The following is a 16,269-nucleotide window of genomic DNA, read 5'->3' as shown; positions in this document are numbered from 1 at the left end:
GGGGGACAACATTACCTTCAACGTTGAACTCATCAAGCCCATCGCCATGGAGGAAGGGCTGCGTTTCGCCATCCGTGAGGGCGGTCGCACCGTGGGTGCCGGTGTGGTGGCAAAGATTATCGAGTAACGTGCTACACTATAAGCTTGCTGGCCCGGCCAGGCCTTAACCTGGCTGGGTCGAAGGCTGAAAGAGGAACTGTATGGCAAGCGATGTACGAATCAAGCTGCTCTTGGAGTGTACCGAGTGCAAGCGCCGTAACTATGCGACAGAAAAAAACCGGCGCAACACTACGGCCAAGCTCGAGCTGAAGAAGTTTTGCCCCTGGTGCAACAAGCACCTGCCTCACAAAGAAGTGAAAGTCTAAGGCGGATTCTATGGCCCAAGAGCAGAACGCTGCCCCCAGGCGCCCCCTCGGTGCCCGGATTGTCAATTACTTCCGCGAGGCCAGGGCCGAGCTTTCCCGCGTCACCTGGTCTACCCGCCAAGAGATTATCGAATCTACCCAGGTCATCCTGGTATTCGCGATCGTGGCGATGGTGGTACTGGGTCTGATTGACACCATCTTCCGCTTCATCACGGTGCGCCTACCTTGATATCTTGGTGCGAGTTATGAGTATTGAATGGTACGCCGTCCACACCTACGTAGGCTACGAGGATAAGGTCAAGGGCAACCTCGAGCAGCGGGTAAAAGCCCTTGGTATGCAGGACAAGATCTACCAGGTCCTGATTCCTACCGAGGAGGTGGTGGAGCACCGCGATGGAGGCAAAAAGGATGTGGTGCGCCGCAAGCTCTACCCGGGCTACATCTATGTGTTGGTGGATTTGGGCGACACCCCTGGTGAGGTCAACGAAGCCTGGGAAGTGGTGCGCAATACCCCTGGTGTGACCGGCTTTGTAGGCACTGCCACCCACCCCGTGCCCCTAACCCCCGACGAAGTGCAGCACCTGCTGGAAATTGCTGGCCTGGCCGGCAAGAAGGAAGTTCCCAAACCCCAGGTCACTTTCAAAGAAGGGGACGTGGTACGGGTGGCCTCCGGCCCCTTTGCCGACTTTACGGGCGTGGTGGGTGAAGTCAACTTGGAGCGCCAAAAGGTCAAGGTGCTGGTATCCATCTTCGGGCGTGAAACCCCTGTAGAGCTGGAGTTTTCGCAGGTAGTGAGAGCATAGGCTAAATGCCGATTGCCGAAAGCCAAGAACCTTGAGCTTTCCGTCTTCGGCCTTCAGCAGCGCGAAAGCGCCCAGGCGATAACACCACGAAGTTCGTGGGAGCCGACCCCCGCAGTTCGCGGGAGACCACAAAGGAGGAAGTATCAATGAAAAAAATAGCTGCTATGGTCAAGTTGCAGCTTCCGGCGGGCAAGGCTACGCCTGCGCCCCCCGTAGGCCCGGCACTGGGGCAACACGGTGCCAACATTATGGAGTTCGTGAAGCAGTTCAACGCGGTCAGCGCCAACATGGGTGACGCAATTGTGCCGGTTGAGATCACCATCTTTTCCGATCGCTCCTTCACCTTCATCACCAAAACCCCCCCTGCCTCGTATCTGATTCGCAAGGCTGCTGGCATCGAGAAGGGCTCGGGCAAAACAGGCCGTGAAAAGGTGGGCAAGCTCACCTGGGAGCAGTGCCTCCAGATCGCCAAGCAAAAAATGGCCGATATGAACGCCAACGATGTCGAAGCCGCTGCTCGCCAGATTGCAGGATCCGCCCGCGCCATGGGTGTGGAAGTGACGGGGGTGCCCCATGCCTAAACACGGAAAGCGTTACCGGGCACTACTGGAAAAGGTAGACCTGAACAAGGTGTACTCGGTCGAAGAGGCTGCCGCCCTCATTCCCCAGATCAAAAGTGCCAAGTTTGACGAAACGGTCGAGGTACACGTCAAGCTGGGCATTGACGCCAAGAAGTCGGATCAGAACGTGCGTTCCACCGTTGCCCTGCCCCACGGAACCGGCCGCAGTGTGCGGGTGCTGGCAATTGCCAAGGGCGATAAGATTGCTGAAGCCAAGAATGCCGGGGCCGATATCGCGGCGGGCGAAGAGATCATTCAGGAAATCCTAGACGGTCGCTCCGACTTCGATGCGGTGGTGGCCACCCCTGATGTGATGGGGGCGGTGGGTTCCAAGCTGGGCCGTATCCTGGGCCCCAAGGGCATGTTGCCCAATCCCAAAGCCGGTACAGTCGGCCCCAACATCGGCGACCTGATCCGCGAGATCAAGGCTGGGCGCATCGAGTTCCGCAACGACAAGACCGGCGTGGTACACGGTCCCGTGGGCAAAGCCAGCTTTGCCCCCGAGAAGATTGCCGAGAACGTGCGGGCATTCATCAAGGCCGTGGAGGGTGCCAAGCCCGACAGCGCCAAGGGCACCTACCTGCGCTCGGTCTACCTCTCCACTACCATGGGGCCCAGCATTAAGATCAGCACCAGCGCCAGTCAGCAGTCGTAATACCGTTTCCGCTTGAATCCTTCACCGTTGGACGCAGTCAGAGGTGGAGGATTCAAGCCGACCGAAGGGAGTAGAAAAGCATTTCGGTAGTATCGTTTAGGCTGGTCAAAGTGAGCGATACTACCGAAATGCGTATAAGGCGCTCTATTCCCAAGGCTCCCCTGTAGGGGAGCTTTTTTGTTTCTTTGTGAAGTGGGGATGGGTAGGTGGGTGAAGATGATGAACTGTGGGAACCGCTATCAGTATGGGCTAGAATTGGAACTTTCAGCCTCATCCTAGACGGTTTATAGTTAAGGACGGATTGCTGTCTTAAACCTAATTGAGAGCATCAAGCATATGAAGCAAATCAAATGTTACCTGGCAGACCCCAGTAGGGCCGCATGACCCCCATCCGAGCCCTCACCTTGAGCCTCGTCGTGGCGGGGGTGGTGTTTGGTTTGAAGTGGTTGGCCTATGCGCTGACCGGCTCGGTGGCCCTCTACTCTGATGCGCTGGAGTCTATTGTGAATATTGTGGCGGCGGGGGCTGCCCTGATTGCCGTACTGGTTTCACGTCGCCCGGCGGATAGCAACCATCCCTATGGGCATACCAAGGCCGAATACTTCTCAGCTGTGTTGGAAGGGGTCTTGATTGTGTTGGCGGCCCTGGCGATTGTGCGGGAGGCCTGGCCCAGGCTGCTCGCACCGGAACCCATTCCCGAACTGGGGGCAGGGATGTTGGTTTCGCTGGTTGCTTCGGGTCTGAATGCCCTGTTGGGCTGGTTTTTGATTCGCAATGGGCGCCGGGCACGCTCGCCCGCAGTCGTGGCCGATGGGCAACATATCCTGACCGACGTACTAACTTCGGTTGGGGTTCTGGTAGGGATTGGGCTGGCCTGGTTGAGTGGTTGGTGGGTTCTCGACCCTTTATTGGCCATCGCGGTTGCAATCAACATCTTGTGGGTTGGCTGGCGGCTGGTACGGGACTCGGTGGGAGGTCTAATGGATGAGGCTATTCCCGAGCAGGAGCTAGCGGATATTCGTAACTCCCTCAACTACGCCCTCGAGGGCCTGGCGTCCGATGGCAGAGTTTTGGAAATCCACGACCTACGTACCCGCCGGGCAGGGCCACGTACCTTCGTGGAGTTTCACCTGGTGGTTCCGAGAACTACCTCGGTCGAGCAAGCCCACCAAATTTGTGACCGCCTCGAGAATGCACTAAAGGCCAGTCTGGACGGAGTGCATACGACCATCCATGTAGAGCCCGACTACAAAGCCAAACACACTACGTTCCGGATTGGCTAGAGCAACAGGAAATGTGCTCTACAGCGTGGGGCGCAGCAACCGATCAAAGAGGGTGGCCGCGTTGGGCTCGAGGCTTTCGGTCATCCAGCGGCGCAGGTCTTTCTCGAGGGCGGCAGGGTCGTCGGTGGTGTGGATCTTGCGCAGGCGCTCGAGCGCCGGCAGAGCGCCCCGACCCATGTATTCTTTGAGTACTTCCTGGGCCGCATTCCAAACCACATTCAGCCGGGCATTGCGGTGTTCTTGGTCTTCTTGTCGAACCTGCTCGAGCAGATCCGGTGGGGCTTTGGTGGGGGCCTGCACCAGATGCAAGCGGCCCTCGCGAAACTCGGTGGGCACCTCCCCCACAAAAAGGCGCTTGCCACGCCCAAAAAACCAGGCCCGCCCAACCAGACCGTCCTCGAGTACCAGCGCACCCGTAAATTGCTCCTGCATCAATGAGTCCATTAAGTCCGCAACCACCACACTGCTGGCCGCCATTCCGGTCATGCGCAGCAATCCCTGGGTGAGGGCCACCAGCGGGGGCAGGTCGTCGGGCTGGAGGCGGTAGAGGGAGAGGGAGCCGAGACCTAGCTCGCGTTGCAAAGCCCGATAAGCCACTGTACCAGACAGATGGCCGTAGGTGGTCTGTCGCCAGGACTCCAGGAGTCGCCCCCGATAAAACGCCAACCAGCCGCGTTCCTCACCAGGGAAACGGGCCAGTGCATAGCCGCAAAAGTTGTCCCCCCGCAGCCGCTCTACCAATTCCGAGGTCAGCAAACCACCCGGTACGCTCTCGACCAGCGGATCGTGCTGGGGCAGAAAACTCAGCAAATAGCCCATTAGGGCGGGGGAAATGTGCTCGAGCAAGCCCCGATTCTCACTCACAGCCCCTCCTGCGCCCATACCGGCCTTTGAGACTGAAAAGCGGCATAAAACCCCCATCTATACGAGGCAAAGCACCATATGAGCACTGCAATCCACATAGCAATCGGAATCAGGCCACTACCCCCATAAGGTCGCAATAAGCTATCCAGCAGTGTAACACGTCACAAGTTTGAACCATGTCTTGAATGCTTGTATGGATAGGAACTCAAATCCGGAAAAGGTGACTCTTACGGGCAGGGGGCCAAGCCTCCACTTTCGACCTCGAGCCGCCTCGAATCGGCGACCCAAGGGGTTCTTCATCGCAAATGTTCGTCTGCAATTGATCAAGCCAATGGCTTGATCAAAGGTTATGATGAGCCCCATGATCGCCGCCTTTGGCGGGGGAATTATGTCTGAGGAAACCCTGTTCGTTCAAGTGCCGGCTACGCTGGCCAATCTTGGTTCTGGCTTCGATGCCCTGGGGGTTGCGCTCGATCTGTACCTCGAGGTCAGCGCGACCCTGGCCCCTACCGACCAACTGCACTACACCGGCCAAGGGCAGGTGCCCAACACCCCCGATAACCTGATCCATCAAGGTTACCGGGCAGCCTGGCAGGCCCTGGGGGAACACCATCCACCCCGCCTCGCCATCCAGGCCCACAACCCCATCCCGCTGGCCCGCGGCATGGGCAGCAGTTCGGCGGCGCTGGTGGCCGGGGCCGCCCTTGCCGACGCTCTTTCGGGGGGTCAGTTGGGGCTAGACGGGGTGTTTCGGGTCACAGCCGGGCTGGAAGGTCACCCCGACAACGTGGCTCCGGCGGTGTATGGGGGCTTTGTAGCTGCGCTGGCCGACCCACCCCTGGCCCTGCCGCTGCCCGCTCCAAAGGGGCTGCTCTTTGTGCTGGGCGTACCCGCCTACGAAGTTCCAACCCCCCTGGCCAGGGCCGCTTTACCCAGCAGCGTCCCCCACGCCGATGCAGTCTTCAACCTGGCCCGCAGCGCCCTCTGGCCGGCTGCCCTCTATTCGGGGCGCCTGGAGGCCTTGCGTGAAGCCGCCCGCGACCGCCTGCACCAGCCCTACCGCGCCCACCTAATGCCGGGAATCGAACCCGCTTTAGAGCAGGTTTATGCGGCAGGCGCTCTGGCCGCTTTCGTGGGAGGGGCTGGACCGACGCTGGCCGCGCTGGCCCGCGTCGGCAATATCGAAGCCATACGTAGGGCGCTAATGGACTATGTAGGGCAGGGGTCTACCCTGGTACTGGGACTGGGAGAGGGTCTAAGGTGGAAGGCAATTTCGACACCATCCCGTTGAGCAACGTCCTCGAGCTAATCCATGCCAACCGGGGAACCGGGGTCTTGTACCTTGATAGCTTCAATCTTCCCCTGCGCTTGCAGTTTGAAGAAGGTGAAGTGGTGGGCGGGGCCATCCTCGATTGGAAGGGTTTTGAAGCCATCTCCACCTTCCCGCTGCACCCCGATAAGGGCCGTTTCAAATTTGCAGCAGGCCCCGTCCAGGGCGTTCCCTTGATGCCCTTCAAGGCTTTGGTGGGCGAGTGGGCCCGCATGAACGACCAATGGGCCCGCTTTCGCAGCGTTCTGGACTCCCCCAGCCGGGTCCTGGAAACCCCCCGGGCCGTGGAGCCTTTTGCGGTTTTTGTGGGCGGCAAGAGTGTGCGGGCTGCCGCCAAGAGCTGGGGGGTGCCGCTCATCATCGCAGCCGAGCGGGCCTGGCGAGGGCTGCGCGAAGGCGACCTGACCCCCTTGCGGAAATATGCCTGGTTTGCCCTGCGCATCCGCCATCCCTCGGCCCGTCGCACCCAGGCGGGTATCCGCGACCCTAGAGACATGACCGTACTGCTGGATGGCAGCCGCAACTTAGGTGAGTTGGTACAGGCTGGTCTTCCCATTGCCCAGGTTCGCCAGTACCTGATCCAACGCATTACCAGCGGGGAGCTCGAGGCCCCTGGCAAGGGATGGATACTGCGCGACCTGCTCTGGGAAATCGAAGCCGAGCAAGCCCAGCGGAAATAGCACCATTCCCGCCTGGGCCTGGTTTGGCGTTGGTATACCATGACATACAATAGCGGTTGTGAGCGTGAACGCACCGCGTGACTTTTTCGCCGAACAAGGGATTGAACCCCTTACCGCCCAAGGCTATGCCCAGGAGGCCCGCGCCCAGGCCTTCCCCTATCTGAAGGCCCTCTCGGAGCGGGTGCTGGTCTACGACGGGGCTATGGGGACGGAGATATTCAAGTACAACCTGGGCGACGCCGACTTTAGCGGGGCCCAGTACAACGGCTGCCCGGAAATTTTGAACCGCACCCGCCCCGACGTAATTGCCGCCATTCACCGAAGCTACCTCGAGGCCGGGGCCGATGTGATCGAGACCAACAGCTTTGGCTCAATGCCCCATGTGCTGGTGGAGTATGGCCTCGAGGCCGAGGCCGAAGACCTGGCCTTTGCCGCCGCCCAAATTGCCCGCAACGAAGCCGATAAAAAGTCGGCTGAAAAGCCCCGCTTTGTGGCGGGGTCGCTGGGGCCGGGCACCAAGCTCATCTCGCTGGGGCAGATCGGCTGGAAGGAGATGTTCGAGTCGTACCGCACCGCGGCCCGCGGCCTGATCCGGGGCGGGGTGGATCTGCTGATCATCGAGACCTGCCAGGACGTGCTGCAGGTGCGCTGCGCGGTGCTGGCCAGCCGCCAGGCCATGCAAGACCTGGGACGGGAGGTGCCGTTGCAGGTGCAGGTCACCTTCGAGGCCACCGGTACCCTGCTGGTCGGTAGCGACGATGGGGCGGCCCTGACCGTGCTGGAAAGCCTGCCGGTGGACGTGGTGGGCATCAATTGTGCGGTGGGCCCCGACCTGATGGACACCCACATCCGCCATTTCTGCCAGCACAGCACCCGCTGGGTGGCCTGCCTGCCCAACGCCGGGCTACCCCGCAACGAAGGGGGCCGGGCCGTCTTCGACCTGACCCCTGCCGAGCTGGCTCGCTGGCAGCTCAAGTTTGTGCAGGAGTACGGGCTGAACGTGGTGGGGGGGTGTTGCGGCACCGGGCCTGATCACATCCGGGCCCTAGTCGAGGTGCTAGGAAGTAGCCACACCCCCTCGCTGCGCAGCAGCCAGCAAGCCCAGACCCCTTCCCCCTTGGGCCAGGTGGCCAGCCTCTACCAGAGCGTACCGCTGCGGCAGGATACCGGCATCCTGATCGTGGGGGAGCGCACCAACGCCACGGGCAGCAAGAAATTCCGCGAGCTATTGTTTGCAGGCGACTTTGACGGCATGGAGGCGCTGGCCAACGAACAGGTGGCCGAAGGAGCCCACGTGCTGGATGTCTCGGTGGCCTGGACCGGGCGTGACGAGGTGCGCGATATGCGCGAGGTGCTGAAGCGCTTTGCCACCAGTGTGCCGATTCCCATCATGGTGGACACCACCCAGCCCGAGGTGATGGAGGAAGCCCTTAAGCACCTGGGTGGGCGGGCCATTCTAAACTCCATCAACCTGGAGGACGGCCTGGAGAAGTTCGACCGGGTGGCATCCCTGGCCAAGCGACACGGCACGGCCCTGGTGGCCCTGACCATTGACGAGGACAAGGAAGCCGGCATGGCCAAAACCGTGGAGCGCAAGGTGGAGATCGCCTTGCGCATCTACGAACGGCTGACCCAGGTGCACGGCATCGCGGGCGAGTCCATTCTGTTTGACCTGCTCACCTTCCCCATCACCCAGGGCGACGAGGACACCCGCAAGCTGGCCCTCTGGACCATCGAGGGCATCCGCCAGCTCCGCCAGCAGCTTCCCGAGGTGGGCTTTATTCTGGGCATCTCCAACGTATCGTTCGGCCTCTCACCACAGGCCCGGGTGGTCTTGAACTCGGTGTTTCTGGACGAGTGCATCCAGGCCGGCCTGACCGCGGCCATCCTGAACGCTGGTAAAATCCTGCCCATCAACCAGATTCCCCAGGAGCAGTACCAACTGGCCCTGGATCTGATCTACGACCGGCGGCAGTTCGGGACCGCCGGTGAGGTAATCCACGACCCGCTTTTTGCCTACGTGGACTACTTCGCCAAAAACAAGGTGGACAAGACCCAGGCCCGCGACCCCCTGGCCGGCCTCGGGCTCGAAGAGCGCCTCAAGAAGCGCATCATCGAGGGGCGCAAGGTGGGCCTCGAGGCCGACCTGAAACAGGCCCTGGCAAAGTACAGCCCGGTGGAGATCATCAACCAGATTCTGCTGGAAGGCATGAAGGTGGTGGGCGATCTGTTCGGTGCGGGCAAGATGCAACTACCCTTCGTGCTGCAGGCCGCCGAGACCATGAAGGCCGCGGTGCGCTACCTCGAGCCCCGGATGGAAAAGCTCGAGGGCGTCCACAAGGGCACCATGGTGATCGCCACGGTCAAGGGCGATGTGCACGACATCGGCAAGAACCTGGTGGACATCATCCTCTCCAACAACGGCTACAAGGTGATTAACCTGGGCATCAAAAAGCCCATCGAGGAGATTCTGGCTGCGGTAGAGGAGCACCGGCCCGACGTGGTGGGTATGAGCGGGCTCCTGGTCAAGAGCACCGTGGTGATGAAGGAGAACCTCGAGTACATGGCGGCTCGAGGCGTCCGCCTGCCGGTGGTGCTGGGCGGGGCCGCGCTCAACCGGCACTACGTGGAAAACGACCTGCGCCAGACCTACGCCACCGGCCCGGTTTATTATGCTTCCGATGCCTTCGATGGCCTGCAGCTCATGGAGGAGCTGACCGGGCATGCCCCACCCCGCCTCACCAGCCGCGAGGTGAGCGGCCACAAATACAAAACTGCCTACGAAATCTTGCAGGAGAAGCTGATGGCCGGTTCAGTGTACATCCCTTCCAACACCCCCCCCGCCCCCCGCATCCCCAGGCCGCCCTTCTGGGGCCGCCGGGTGGTGGAGAGGAGCGAACTGGAGATTGGGGTTATCTCCCGCTACGTCAACAAAAACGCCCTGTTCCGCGGGCAGTGGGGCTTCCGCAAGGGCGAGATGAGCCAGCCCGAGTACGAGGCTTATCTGGAGCGCCTCCCCGAGCCGATGTTTGAGGATATGGTCTTGCAGGCCATGGGCGAGGACTGGCTCGAGCCCGCCGTGGTCTACGGCTACTGGCCGGTGGCCTCGGACAAAAACGAGCTAATTGTTTTCGACCCCGACTCCGGGGCCGAGCTGTTTCGTTTCAACTTCCCCCGCCAGATAGGGGCCGGCTCGCGCCATCTGTGCATCGCCGACTTCTTCCGCCCCCGCTATGCCAAGCCCATCGGGGGCGAGCAAGACTGGTTCCCGCCAGCGGCCTGGGCCAACGGCGCGCGCGACGTGCTGGCCGCCCAGGTGGTCACCATGGGCCGCAAGGTCTCGCAGGTGGCCCAGGAGCTGTTCAAGTCCGATGCTTATCAGGACTATCTCTACCTGCACGGCTTCTCGGTGGAGATGGCCGAGGCCTTGGCCGAGTACTGGCACAAGCGCATCCGCCAGCAGCTCGACATCGCCCAGGACGACGCCACCAGCCTGGAAGAACTCTTTCGCCAGGGCTACCAGGGCAGCCGCTACAGCTTCGGCTATCCGGCCTGCCCCCGCCTGGAAGACCAGAAGTATCTGCAAGAGCTTCTACAATGGCAGGAGATTGGCGTGGAGCTGAGCGAGGAGTACCAGCTTCACCCCGAGCAGTCCACCAGCGCCATTGTGGTGCACCACCCAGCCGCCAAGTATTTCAATCTTTAGTTTCCGCCAGCACCGCCTCGAGCCGGCCCAGGTGGGCCTCGAGCGCCTGGAGACTATCGGCCCGCAGGGTGATATGCCCCACCTTGCGCCCGGGGCGCACCTCCTTGCCGTACCAGTGCAGGTGGGCCCCCGGAATTTCCAGCACCCGCGCAAAGTCGGGCTTCAGACCAATCAGATTCAGCATGACTACCTGGCCACGGGGAGCGGTGGAGCCCAGCGGTAGACCCAGAATGGCCCGCAGGTGGTTCTCGAACTGGCTGGTCTCGGCCCCCTCGAGGGTCCAGTGGCCCGAGTTGTGTACCCTCGGGGCCATCTCGTTGGCCCAGAGGGTGCCCTCCACTTCGAATAACTCAATGGCCAGCACCCCCACGTAGTCCAGCGCCTCCATCACCCGTGTGGCGATGCGCTCGGCCTCGTGCTGCAAGCGGGCCGGGGTGGCCGGGGCGGGGGCCCGGCTTTTGCGCAGGATACCCCCGGCGTGGTGGTTCTGCACCAGTGGGTAGAAGGCCAACTGGCCGCCCCTACCGCGCACCGCCAGGATGGAAAGCTCCCGCTCGAAAGGCACGAAGGCCTCCAGAATCAGAGGCTGCCCACCCAGCTCCTGCCAGGCCGGCTCGAGGTCAGCGGGCGAACGCAGGAGCTTCTGCCCCTTGCCGTCGTAGCCCAGCCGCCGGGTTTTGAGCAGGGCCGGCCACCCGGTGCGCTCGAGGCCGTCCAGCAGATCGTTACGGGTCAGCACCGGGTAAAACAGGGGGGTGGCGATGCCCAGCCCCTGGAAAAAGGTCTTTTCGGCCACCCGATCCTGGGCCACCTCCAGCGCCCTTGGCGGGGGATACACCGACCGGTGCTGGGCCAGCCGAGCCGCCGCCGCCACCGGTACGTTCTCAAACTCGTAGGTCAGGAGCGAGAGCCCCTCGGCAAACCGGGCCAGCGCCTCTTCGTCGGCATAATCGCCCACCACCAGCTCGGCCAGTTGGCCTGCCGGGGCCTCTGCCACCGTGTCAAAAAACCTGAACCCAAGCCCCAGCGGATACCCCGCTAAGGCCAGCATACGCCCCAGTTGTCCACCGCCCAGAACCCCTATCTGCACACCTATAGCCTACTCGAGGTTGAAAAAAGGGCCAACCAACCGTGGCGTCATCTGCCAAAAGCAAGGCATGATACCGTTTCCGCTTGAATCCTTCACCGCCATGCGTAGTCAAAGGTGAAGGATTCAAGCCGACCGAAGGGAGTAGAAAAGCATTTCGGCAGTATCGTTTAGGCTTTCAAAAGTGAACAATACTGCCGGAATGCGTATGAAGCCATAAAAGCCTGTTTGTTCGGATTTCGTGTCTCCCCCTGCGGTGCCGAGCGACACTCCACACTTGTTGCCCTCAGCACCTCCGGTTTTATCGGGTGTGGGGGTTGGCTTCGACACATCCGGCCTAAACTTTGGCTGCCAGACACAAAACAAGCCTGAAAAGCGTCTGTGGTCGTCTGGATGGTGGAACTCTTGCTCAAAACCGCTCTAGCTTTCCGAGCTCGACAGGGTAAACAGGCGCTCAATGGGTTGCGGTGGCGGCCAGTCCACAATGGGTACTGGGTGGCCCACCAGATAGCCCTGCACCAGGTCGCAACCGTTTTCGCGAAGCCACTCGAGCTGCTGCAACGTCTCAACCCCCTCGGCTACCACCTCGGCCTCGAGGCTGTGCCCCAGGTCTATTGCAGCCCGCACCAGCTTTTCGTCTCGTACACTGCTACCCAGGTAGCTAATAAAGCTGCGGTCTATCTTGAGACGATCCAGGGGAAGTTGGCGCAGATAACCCAGAGAAGCATAACCACTGCCAAAATCGTCAATCGCTACGCGCACCCCTAGGGCTTTGAATACACTGAGCACCCTTCGGGCCTCGTCTGGGTCACGCAGCAGAACGCTCTCGGTAATTTCCAGGGTGAGCCACCGGGGGTCTACTTCGGTATCCGCCAGTTGCTGCAAAAGCTCCCGTACCACCTCGGGCTGCACGAGCGACTGGGTCGAGAGGTTGAGCGACAAGCGATACGGCTGCTGCTGTTGATGCCACTGCCTTAGTTGCAGCAATCCCTGGCGAAGTGCGATACAATCCATCTGCTCGACCAGATGAATCTCTTCGGCCAGGGGTACAAACTCCGAGGCACTCAATACTTTTCCCTGATAGGGCCAGCACAAAAGCGCTTCGGCTCCTTCTACACGGCGTTCCTTGAGATGCCAGATGGGCTGATAGAGCATTTGCAGTTGTTGCTCTTTGGTGGCTTTGCGCAGGGCTGCTTCGAATTGAATCCGCTCCTCGGTGTAGGGGCTTTTGGAAGAGTCGTAGATGACCACACGGCTGCCAGAGTCCTTGGCCTGGTACATGGCAATATCCGCTACCTTCAGTAGTTCGACAAAAGTGCGACCGTCCTTGGGAAAACTAGCAATGCCCACACTCACCCCCAGGCTGGGCAAGCTCAGCGACGCGTGGCTCGAGCCCAGGGTCGTGCGGATGGCCTTGGACATTCGAAAGGCCACTTGCTGCGCCTGTTCCACATCGGTATTGGCCAGAATACAGGCAAACTCATCGCCACCTAGACGGGCCAACACATCGTCGGATCGGAGTTGTTTACTCAATACCTGCGAAACTTCTACCAGCAGCTCGTCGCCTACATCATGTCCAAGGGTGTCGTTGACGCTTTTGAAGTTGTCGAGATCAAGATAAAGCAAGCTTACTGGGGTTTCAAGCTGGGCTGCTTTGACCAGGGCTTCTTCAGCTACACGTCGCAAGGCTCTGCGGTTGGGAAGTTTGGTTAGCTCGTCGTGGTAGGCCATGTATTCGACGTAGGCTTGTTGCCGCTTGCGCTCACTGATATCGCGCATACCAATGACGATTCCTTGTAGCACCTCCGATTCATCCCAAACGAAATTGACCAACCCTTCGATCCAGACCAAATGTCCCTCTTTATGGCGGCACTCATACTCCACCTTATAGGCCCGCCGTTGCTGGATTGCCCGCAAGCCCTGTTTGCGCAAGCGGCCCCAATCCGCTGGGTGAACCAGGGCTGAAATACCCTTTCCCGTCAACTCTTCAGCACCAAACCCCAATACCTGTTGAACGGAAGGAGTGATGTATTGAACGACTGCTTTCGGGTCGAGCAACAGCACCACATCCTGGACAGTGTTGGTGATCTGGCGCAAGCGGTATTCACGTTCCCGCAGTGCCTCTTCGGCCTGGCGTCGCTCCGATACATCCCGTCCGCTCACCACGCTACCGATGGGATTCCCTTGCCCATCGAAGATAAAGTTGACAATGGTGTCAATCCAGAGATAGTGACCCTGCGCATGTTTGTAACGGGCCTCGAGACGATAGGAGTCTCCATCCACCCTGCCGCGCTCGGCCAGGATCATAGCCTTGGCCCGGTCTTCAGGGGCTAGATAATCAAACACCGACTGGCCCAGCATCTGCTCTGGCTGGTACCCCAACAAGCGCTCTACCGAAGGGGTGACATAGCGCAAACGTCCCGATGGATCGGTCAAGGCCACCACGTCGTGCATTGCGTCAGTAATTTGCCGCAGCATCTGTTCGCTTTGGCGCACCGCTTGCTCTGCTTGATGGCGTTCGGTCACATCTCGAATGCCCGTCACCGCGCCCCGGTGACGGCCTTGGGCATCAAACAAAAAGTTGATCGAGGCTTCCATATAGCGTTCATGACCATCAGGCCGTGCGAAAGTGAAGCTGGACTGGGCATGGCGCTGCCCTGGCGTTGCGGCAGCCGAGAGGGCTTGAAACCGCTGGGACTGATTGGCATCCAGAATGCCGTAGGCCGAGCGTCCCAACAATGCTTCAGGGGAAATACCCACCACCTTCTGCACCGATGGGGTGATATAGCGAATTATGGCGTTTTCGTCGGTCAGCAAGACGATATCCTGGATGGCATCAGTTACCTGCCGCAACATCTGTTCGCTCTTGCGCAATTGCTCCTCGGCCTCGCGGCGGTCTTGAATCTGGCGGGCACCCAACACCATGCGTTGGGGGTTTCCCTCAGGGTCGTAGATAAAGTCGAGCTGGGTCTCGAGCCAGACCCTCGAGCCATCCTTATGGCGGTGCTGGTACTCCAGTCGCAGAGGCCGTCTCCCCTCCCGTGCGGCCCGTACCGCCTCCAAAACCCACTGCCGGTCTTCGGGGTCAAAGAAGTCGAAGACGCTGCGGCCCAAAAGTTCGTTGGCATCGAACCCCAGCGCTTCTTTTACCGAAGGCGTAACGTATTCGATCTGGCCCTGCAAATCCAGCAGCAACACCACATCACGCATGGAGTTGGTCAGCTCGCGCAAGCGCTGTTCGCTGCGGCGCACGGCCTGCTCGGCCTGGTGGCGGGTGGTTACATCTCGGATACCCACCACCGCCCCCTGAAACCCGGCATCCGGAGTAAAGAGGAAGTTGATGGAGGCTTCCAGAACCCGTTTTCGTCCGTCGGGATGGTTATAGGCAAACCCAGCCTGCACAAAGTGCTTGGCAGGGGTAGCATCCCGCGCCATCTGTTCAAAAATAAGCGCTTGCTCGGAATCCAGCACACTGTAAGCCGAGCGACCTATCAAATCCTCTGACTTCAGGCCTGCCACCGGGTGTATCGAAGGGGTCACATACTGAATGATGGCGTTGGCATCGGCCAACAGCACTACATCCTGCACGGTCTCGGCAATCTGCCGGAGGGTTTTCTCACTTTGCAAACGTTCCTTTTCAGCCCGGTCGTAGGCGGTAATGTCCTGCCCGATGGAAGTCGTCCCTACCACCTGCCCATGTTCATTGCGCAGCAAGGTGTTGTTCCACAGAATCTGCCGCAGCTCGCCTTGTCGGGTCAGGATACTGTTTTTGTACTGGGGTGCGACCTCAGTTTGGGCGATAGCCTTTTTAAAGCGCTCTTTGACCCCCTCTTCGAGTGGAATGAACAGGTCGAACCAGTTACGCCCAGCCACTTGGGGCCATGTCCATCCAGTGAGTTGAAGCAAATATTTGTTGCAGAAAATAATACGACCCTCCTGGTCCAGCTTTAGAACCAGCAAATCCATATCTTCGAAAACTGCCTCAAACTGCCGTTCAGAAAGCTGGTATTTCCGCTCAACCGCGACAAGCCGCCAGTATAAAAGCCCTACCAGGCCACAAAAAAGCAAGACCACCAGTAACAAATCCCAGGGATGGGCCAGCCGGGACACACCTACTAACAGCACCAGCGGCAAAGCCGCCAGCAACACCCACCGGTAGGCCCGATTGCCCACACTCACCTTAATTAGTCTAAGACATCACCCGTCCTAGCTGTGCCCAAAAGCCAACTACCTGCCACTATAGTGTCTCCATAGTTGAAATGCGAGATCCGATCCCCAAAGATGAGTGGAGAATTGCGTCAGATACGCCTTGCCGATTCCGCTGGTTTTGCCAATCTACCCCTGGCGCAACTTATCCCCCCTGGCGGGGATCCGGTTGTCGCAGAACCGAATCGGTTTGCATTTCACGGTACTGCTTTAAAGCCCGCTTACACTGAGGATACTTATTACCCAACATGCTTACTGCCAGCAGTGCAGCATTAACAGCTCCAGCACGACCAATTGCCAGGGTACCCACCGGCACTCCGGCGGGCATCTGCACGATGGACAGCAGGGAGTCCAACCCCTTGAGGCTCCTGGACTCCACCGGCACCCCCAGCACCGGCAGGCTGGTTTTGGCCGCGGTCATGCCGGGCAGGTGCGCCGCACCCCCGGCCCCAGCGATGATGACCTCGAGGCCCCTGGCTTCAGCCTGCTCGGCATATTCGAATAGCAGGTCTGGGGTACGGTGTGCCGAGACCACCCGCACCTCGTAGGGCACCTGAAGCTGCTCCAGGGTTTGCGCGGCATGCTGCAGGGTTTCCCAGTCCGACTTAGAACCCATGATGATGCCAACCAGTGGATAGGAAGGAAGGTTCATTGATGAGCAGTTTACTGT

At 60.0% G+C, this 16,269-nt stretch carries 13 protein-coding genes and 1 pseudogene; 10 read left to right on the top strand and 4 right to left on the bottom strand.

Annotation, left to right across the window (positions count from 1 at the left end; all coding sequences use genetic code 11):
* The 7 genes and pseudogenes from tuf to WKI89_RS11865 form a co-directional block, all read left to right on the top strand.
* Positions 1 to 127 (top strand): annotated as a pseudogene (gene tuf, locus WKI89_RS11895) (elongation factor Tu); the annotation flags it as partial.
* 73 nt (positions 128 to 200) lie between these two features.
* A complete protein-coding gene (rpmG, locus tag WKI89_RS11890) occupies positions 201 to 365 on the top strand; it encodes a 50S ribosomal protein L33 (RefSeq protein WP_013013465.1) in 165 nt (54 codons plus the stop codon).
* A 10-nt stretch (positions 366 to 375) separates the two neighbouring features.
* Positions 376 to 594: a preprotein translocase subunit SecE gene (gene secE, locus WKI89_RS11885; protein ID WP_337869894.1), complete on the top strand. Its 219-nt coding sequence runs from the start codon at positions 376 to 378 to the stop codon at positions 592 to 594.
* Between the two features lie 16 nt (positions 595 to 610).
* Positions 611 to 1,168: a transcription termination/antitermination protein NusG gene (nusG, locus tag WKI89_RS11880; RefSeq protein ID WP_337869892.1), complete on the top strand. Its 558-nt coding sequence runs from the start codon at positions 611 to 613 to the stop codon at positions 1,166 to 1,168.
* A 146-nt stretch (positions 1,169 to 1,314) separates the two neighbouring features.
* A complete protein-coding gene (gene rplK / locus WKI89_RS11875; protein ID WP_337869890.1) occupies positions 1,315 to 1,749 on the top strand; it encodes a 50S ribosomal protein L11 in 435 nt (144 codons plus the stop codon).
* Complete coding sequence (rplA, locus tag WKI89_RS11870) at positions 1,742 to 2,443, top strand: 50S ribosomal protein L1 (protein ID WP_337869888.1); 702 nt, start codon at positions 1,742 to 1,744, stop codon at positions 2,441 to 2,443. The genes rplK and rplA overlap by 8 nt, the downstream gene beginning before the upstream one ends.
* A gap of 380 nt (positions 2,444 to 2,823) precedes the next feature.
* Positions 2,824 to 3,726: a cation diffusion facilitator family transporter gene (locus WKI89_RS11865; RefSeq protein WP_337869887.1), complete on the top strand. Its 903-nt coding sequence runs from the start codon at positions 2,824 to 2,826 to the stop codon at positions 3,724 to 3,726.
* 18 nt (positions 3,727 to 3,744) lie between these two features.
* Here WKI89_RS11865 and WKI89_RS11860 read toward each other — a convergent pair whose 3' ends face one another.
* Positions 3,745 to 4,590, bottom strand: coding sequence for a hypothetical protein (locus WKI89_RS11860; protein WP_337869886.1), 846 nt, complete (start codon positions 4,588 to 4,590; stop codon positions 3,745 to 3,747).
* Positions 4,591 to 4,978: 388 nt separating this feature from the next.
* Between WKI89_RS11860 and thrB the strand changes: the two genes are divergently transcribed.
* From thrB to metH, 3 genes are all read left to right on the top strand, one after another.
* The gene (gene thrB / locus WKI89_RS11855; protein WP_337869905.1) at positions 4,979 to 5,881 is read left to right on the top strand and encodes a homoserine kinase; all 903 of its coding nucleotides are present in this window, start codon (positions 4,979 to 4,981) and stop codon (positions 5,879 to 5,881) included.
* Positions 5,851 to 6,600, top strand: a complete 750-nt coding sequence (locus WKI89_RS11850; RefSeq protein WP_337869885.1) for a DUF4388 domain-containing protein — start codon at positions 5,851 to 5,853, stop codon at positions 6,598 to 6,600. The genes thrB and WKI89_RS11850 overlap by 31 nt, the downstream gene beginning before the upstream one ends.
* Before the next feature lie 64 nt (positions 6,601 to 6,664).
* Positions 6,665 to 10,306: a methionine synthase gene (gene metH / locus WKI89_RS11845; protein ID WP_337869904.1), complete on the top strand. Its 3,642-nt coding sequence runs from the start codon at positions 6,665 to 6,667 to the stop codon at positions 10,304 to 10,306.
* Here metH and WKI89_RS11840 read toward each other — a convergent pair.
* The 3 genes from WKI89_RS11840 to purE all read right to left on the bottom strand — a co-directional run bounded on the left by WKI89_RS11840 (position 10,296) and on the right by purE (position 16,251).
* Positions 10,296 to 11,396 (bottom strand): 5-(carboxyamino)imidazole ribonucleotide synthase, encoded by a 1,101-nt coding sequence (locus WKI89_RS11840; RefSeq protein ID WP_337869883.1) that lies wholly within the window; start codon positions 11,394 to 11,396, stop codon positions 10,296 to 10,298. The genes metH and WKI89_RS11840 overlap by 11 nt on opposite strands.
* Before the next feature lie 417 nt (positions 11,397 to 11,813).
* Positions 11,814 to 15,572 (bottom strand): PAS domain S-box protein, encoded by a 3,759-nt coding sequence (locus tag WKI89_RS11835; protein ID WP_337869882.1) that lies wholly within the window; start codon positions 15,570 to 15,572, stop codon positions 11,814 to 11,816.
* Positions 15,573 to 15,744: 172 nt separating this feature from the next.
* Complete coding sequence (purE, locus tag WKI89_RS11830; RefSeq protein ID WP_337869880.1) at positions 15,745 to 16,251, bottom strand: 5-(carboxyamino)imidazole ribonucleotide mutase; 507 nt, start codon at positions 16,249 to 16,251, stop codon at positions 15,745 to 15,747.
* Positions 16,252 to 16,269 lie beyond the last annotated feature (18 nt).

Source organism: Meiothermus sp. (assembly GCF_037443965.1).
Lineage (GTDB): Bacteria > Deinococcota > Deinococci > Deinococcales > Thermaceae > Meiothermus.
This window is presented reverse-complemented; position numbering and strand designations above follow the sequence as displayed.

Bases quoted from the DNA above. Each gene is read 5' to 3' on its own strand.
- rpmG (WP_013013465.1), top strand. From the start codon at position 201: ATGGCAAGCGATGTACGAATCAAGCTGCTCTTGGAGTGTACCGAGTGC.
- secE (WP_337869894.1), top strand. From the start codon at position 376: ATGGCCCAAGAGCAGAACGCTGCCCCCAGGCGCCCCCTCGGTGCCCGG.
- nusG (WP_337869892.1), top strand. From the start codon at position 611: ATGAGTATTGAATGGTACGCCGTCCACACCTACGTAGGCTACGAGGAT.
- rplK (WP_337869890.1), top strand. From the start codon at position 1,315: ATGAAAAAAATAGCTGCTATGGTCAAGTTGCAGCTTCCGGCGGGCAAG.
- rplA (WP_337869888.1), top strand. From the start codon at position 1,742: ATGCCTAAACACGGAAAGCGTTACCGGGCACTACTGGAAAAGGTAGAC.
- WKI89_RS11865 (WP_337869887.1), top strand. From the start codon at position 2,824: ATGACCCCCATCCGAGCCCTCACCTTGAGCCTCGTCGTGGCGGGGGTG.
- thrB (WP_337869905.1), top strand. From the start codon at position 4,979: ATGTCTGAGGAAACCCTGTTCGTTCAAGTGCCGGCTACGCTGGCCAAT.
- purE (WP_337869880.1), bottom strand. From the start codon at position 16,251: ATGAACCTTCCTTCCTATCCACTGGTTGGCATCATCATGGGTTCTAAG.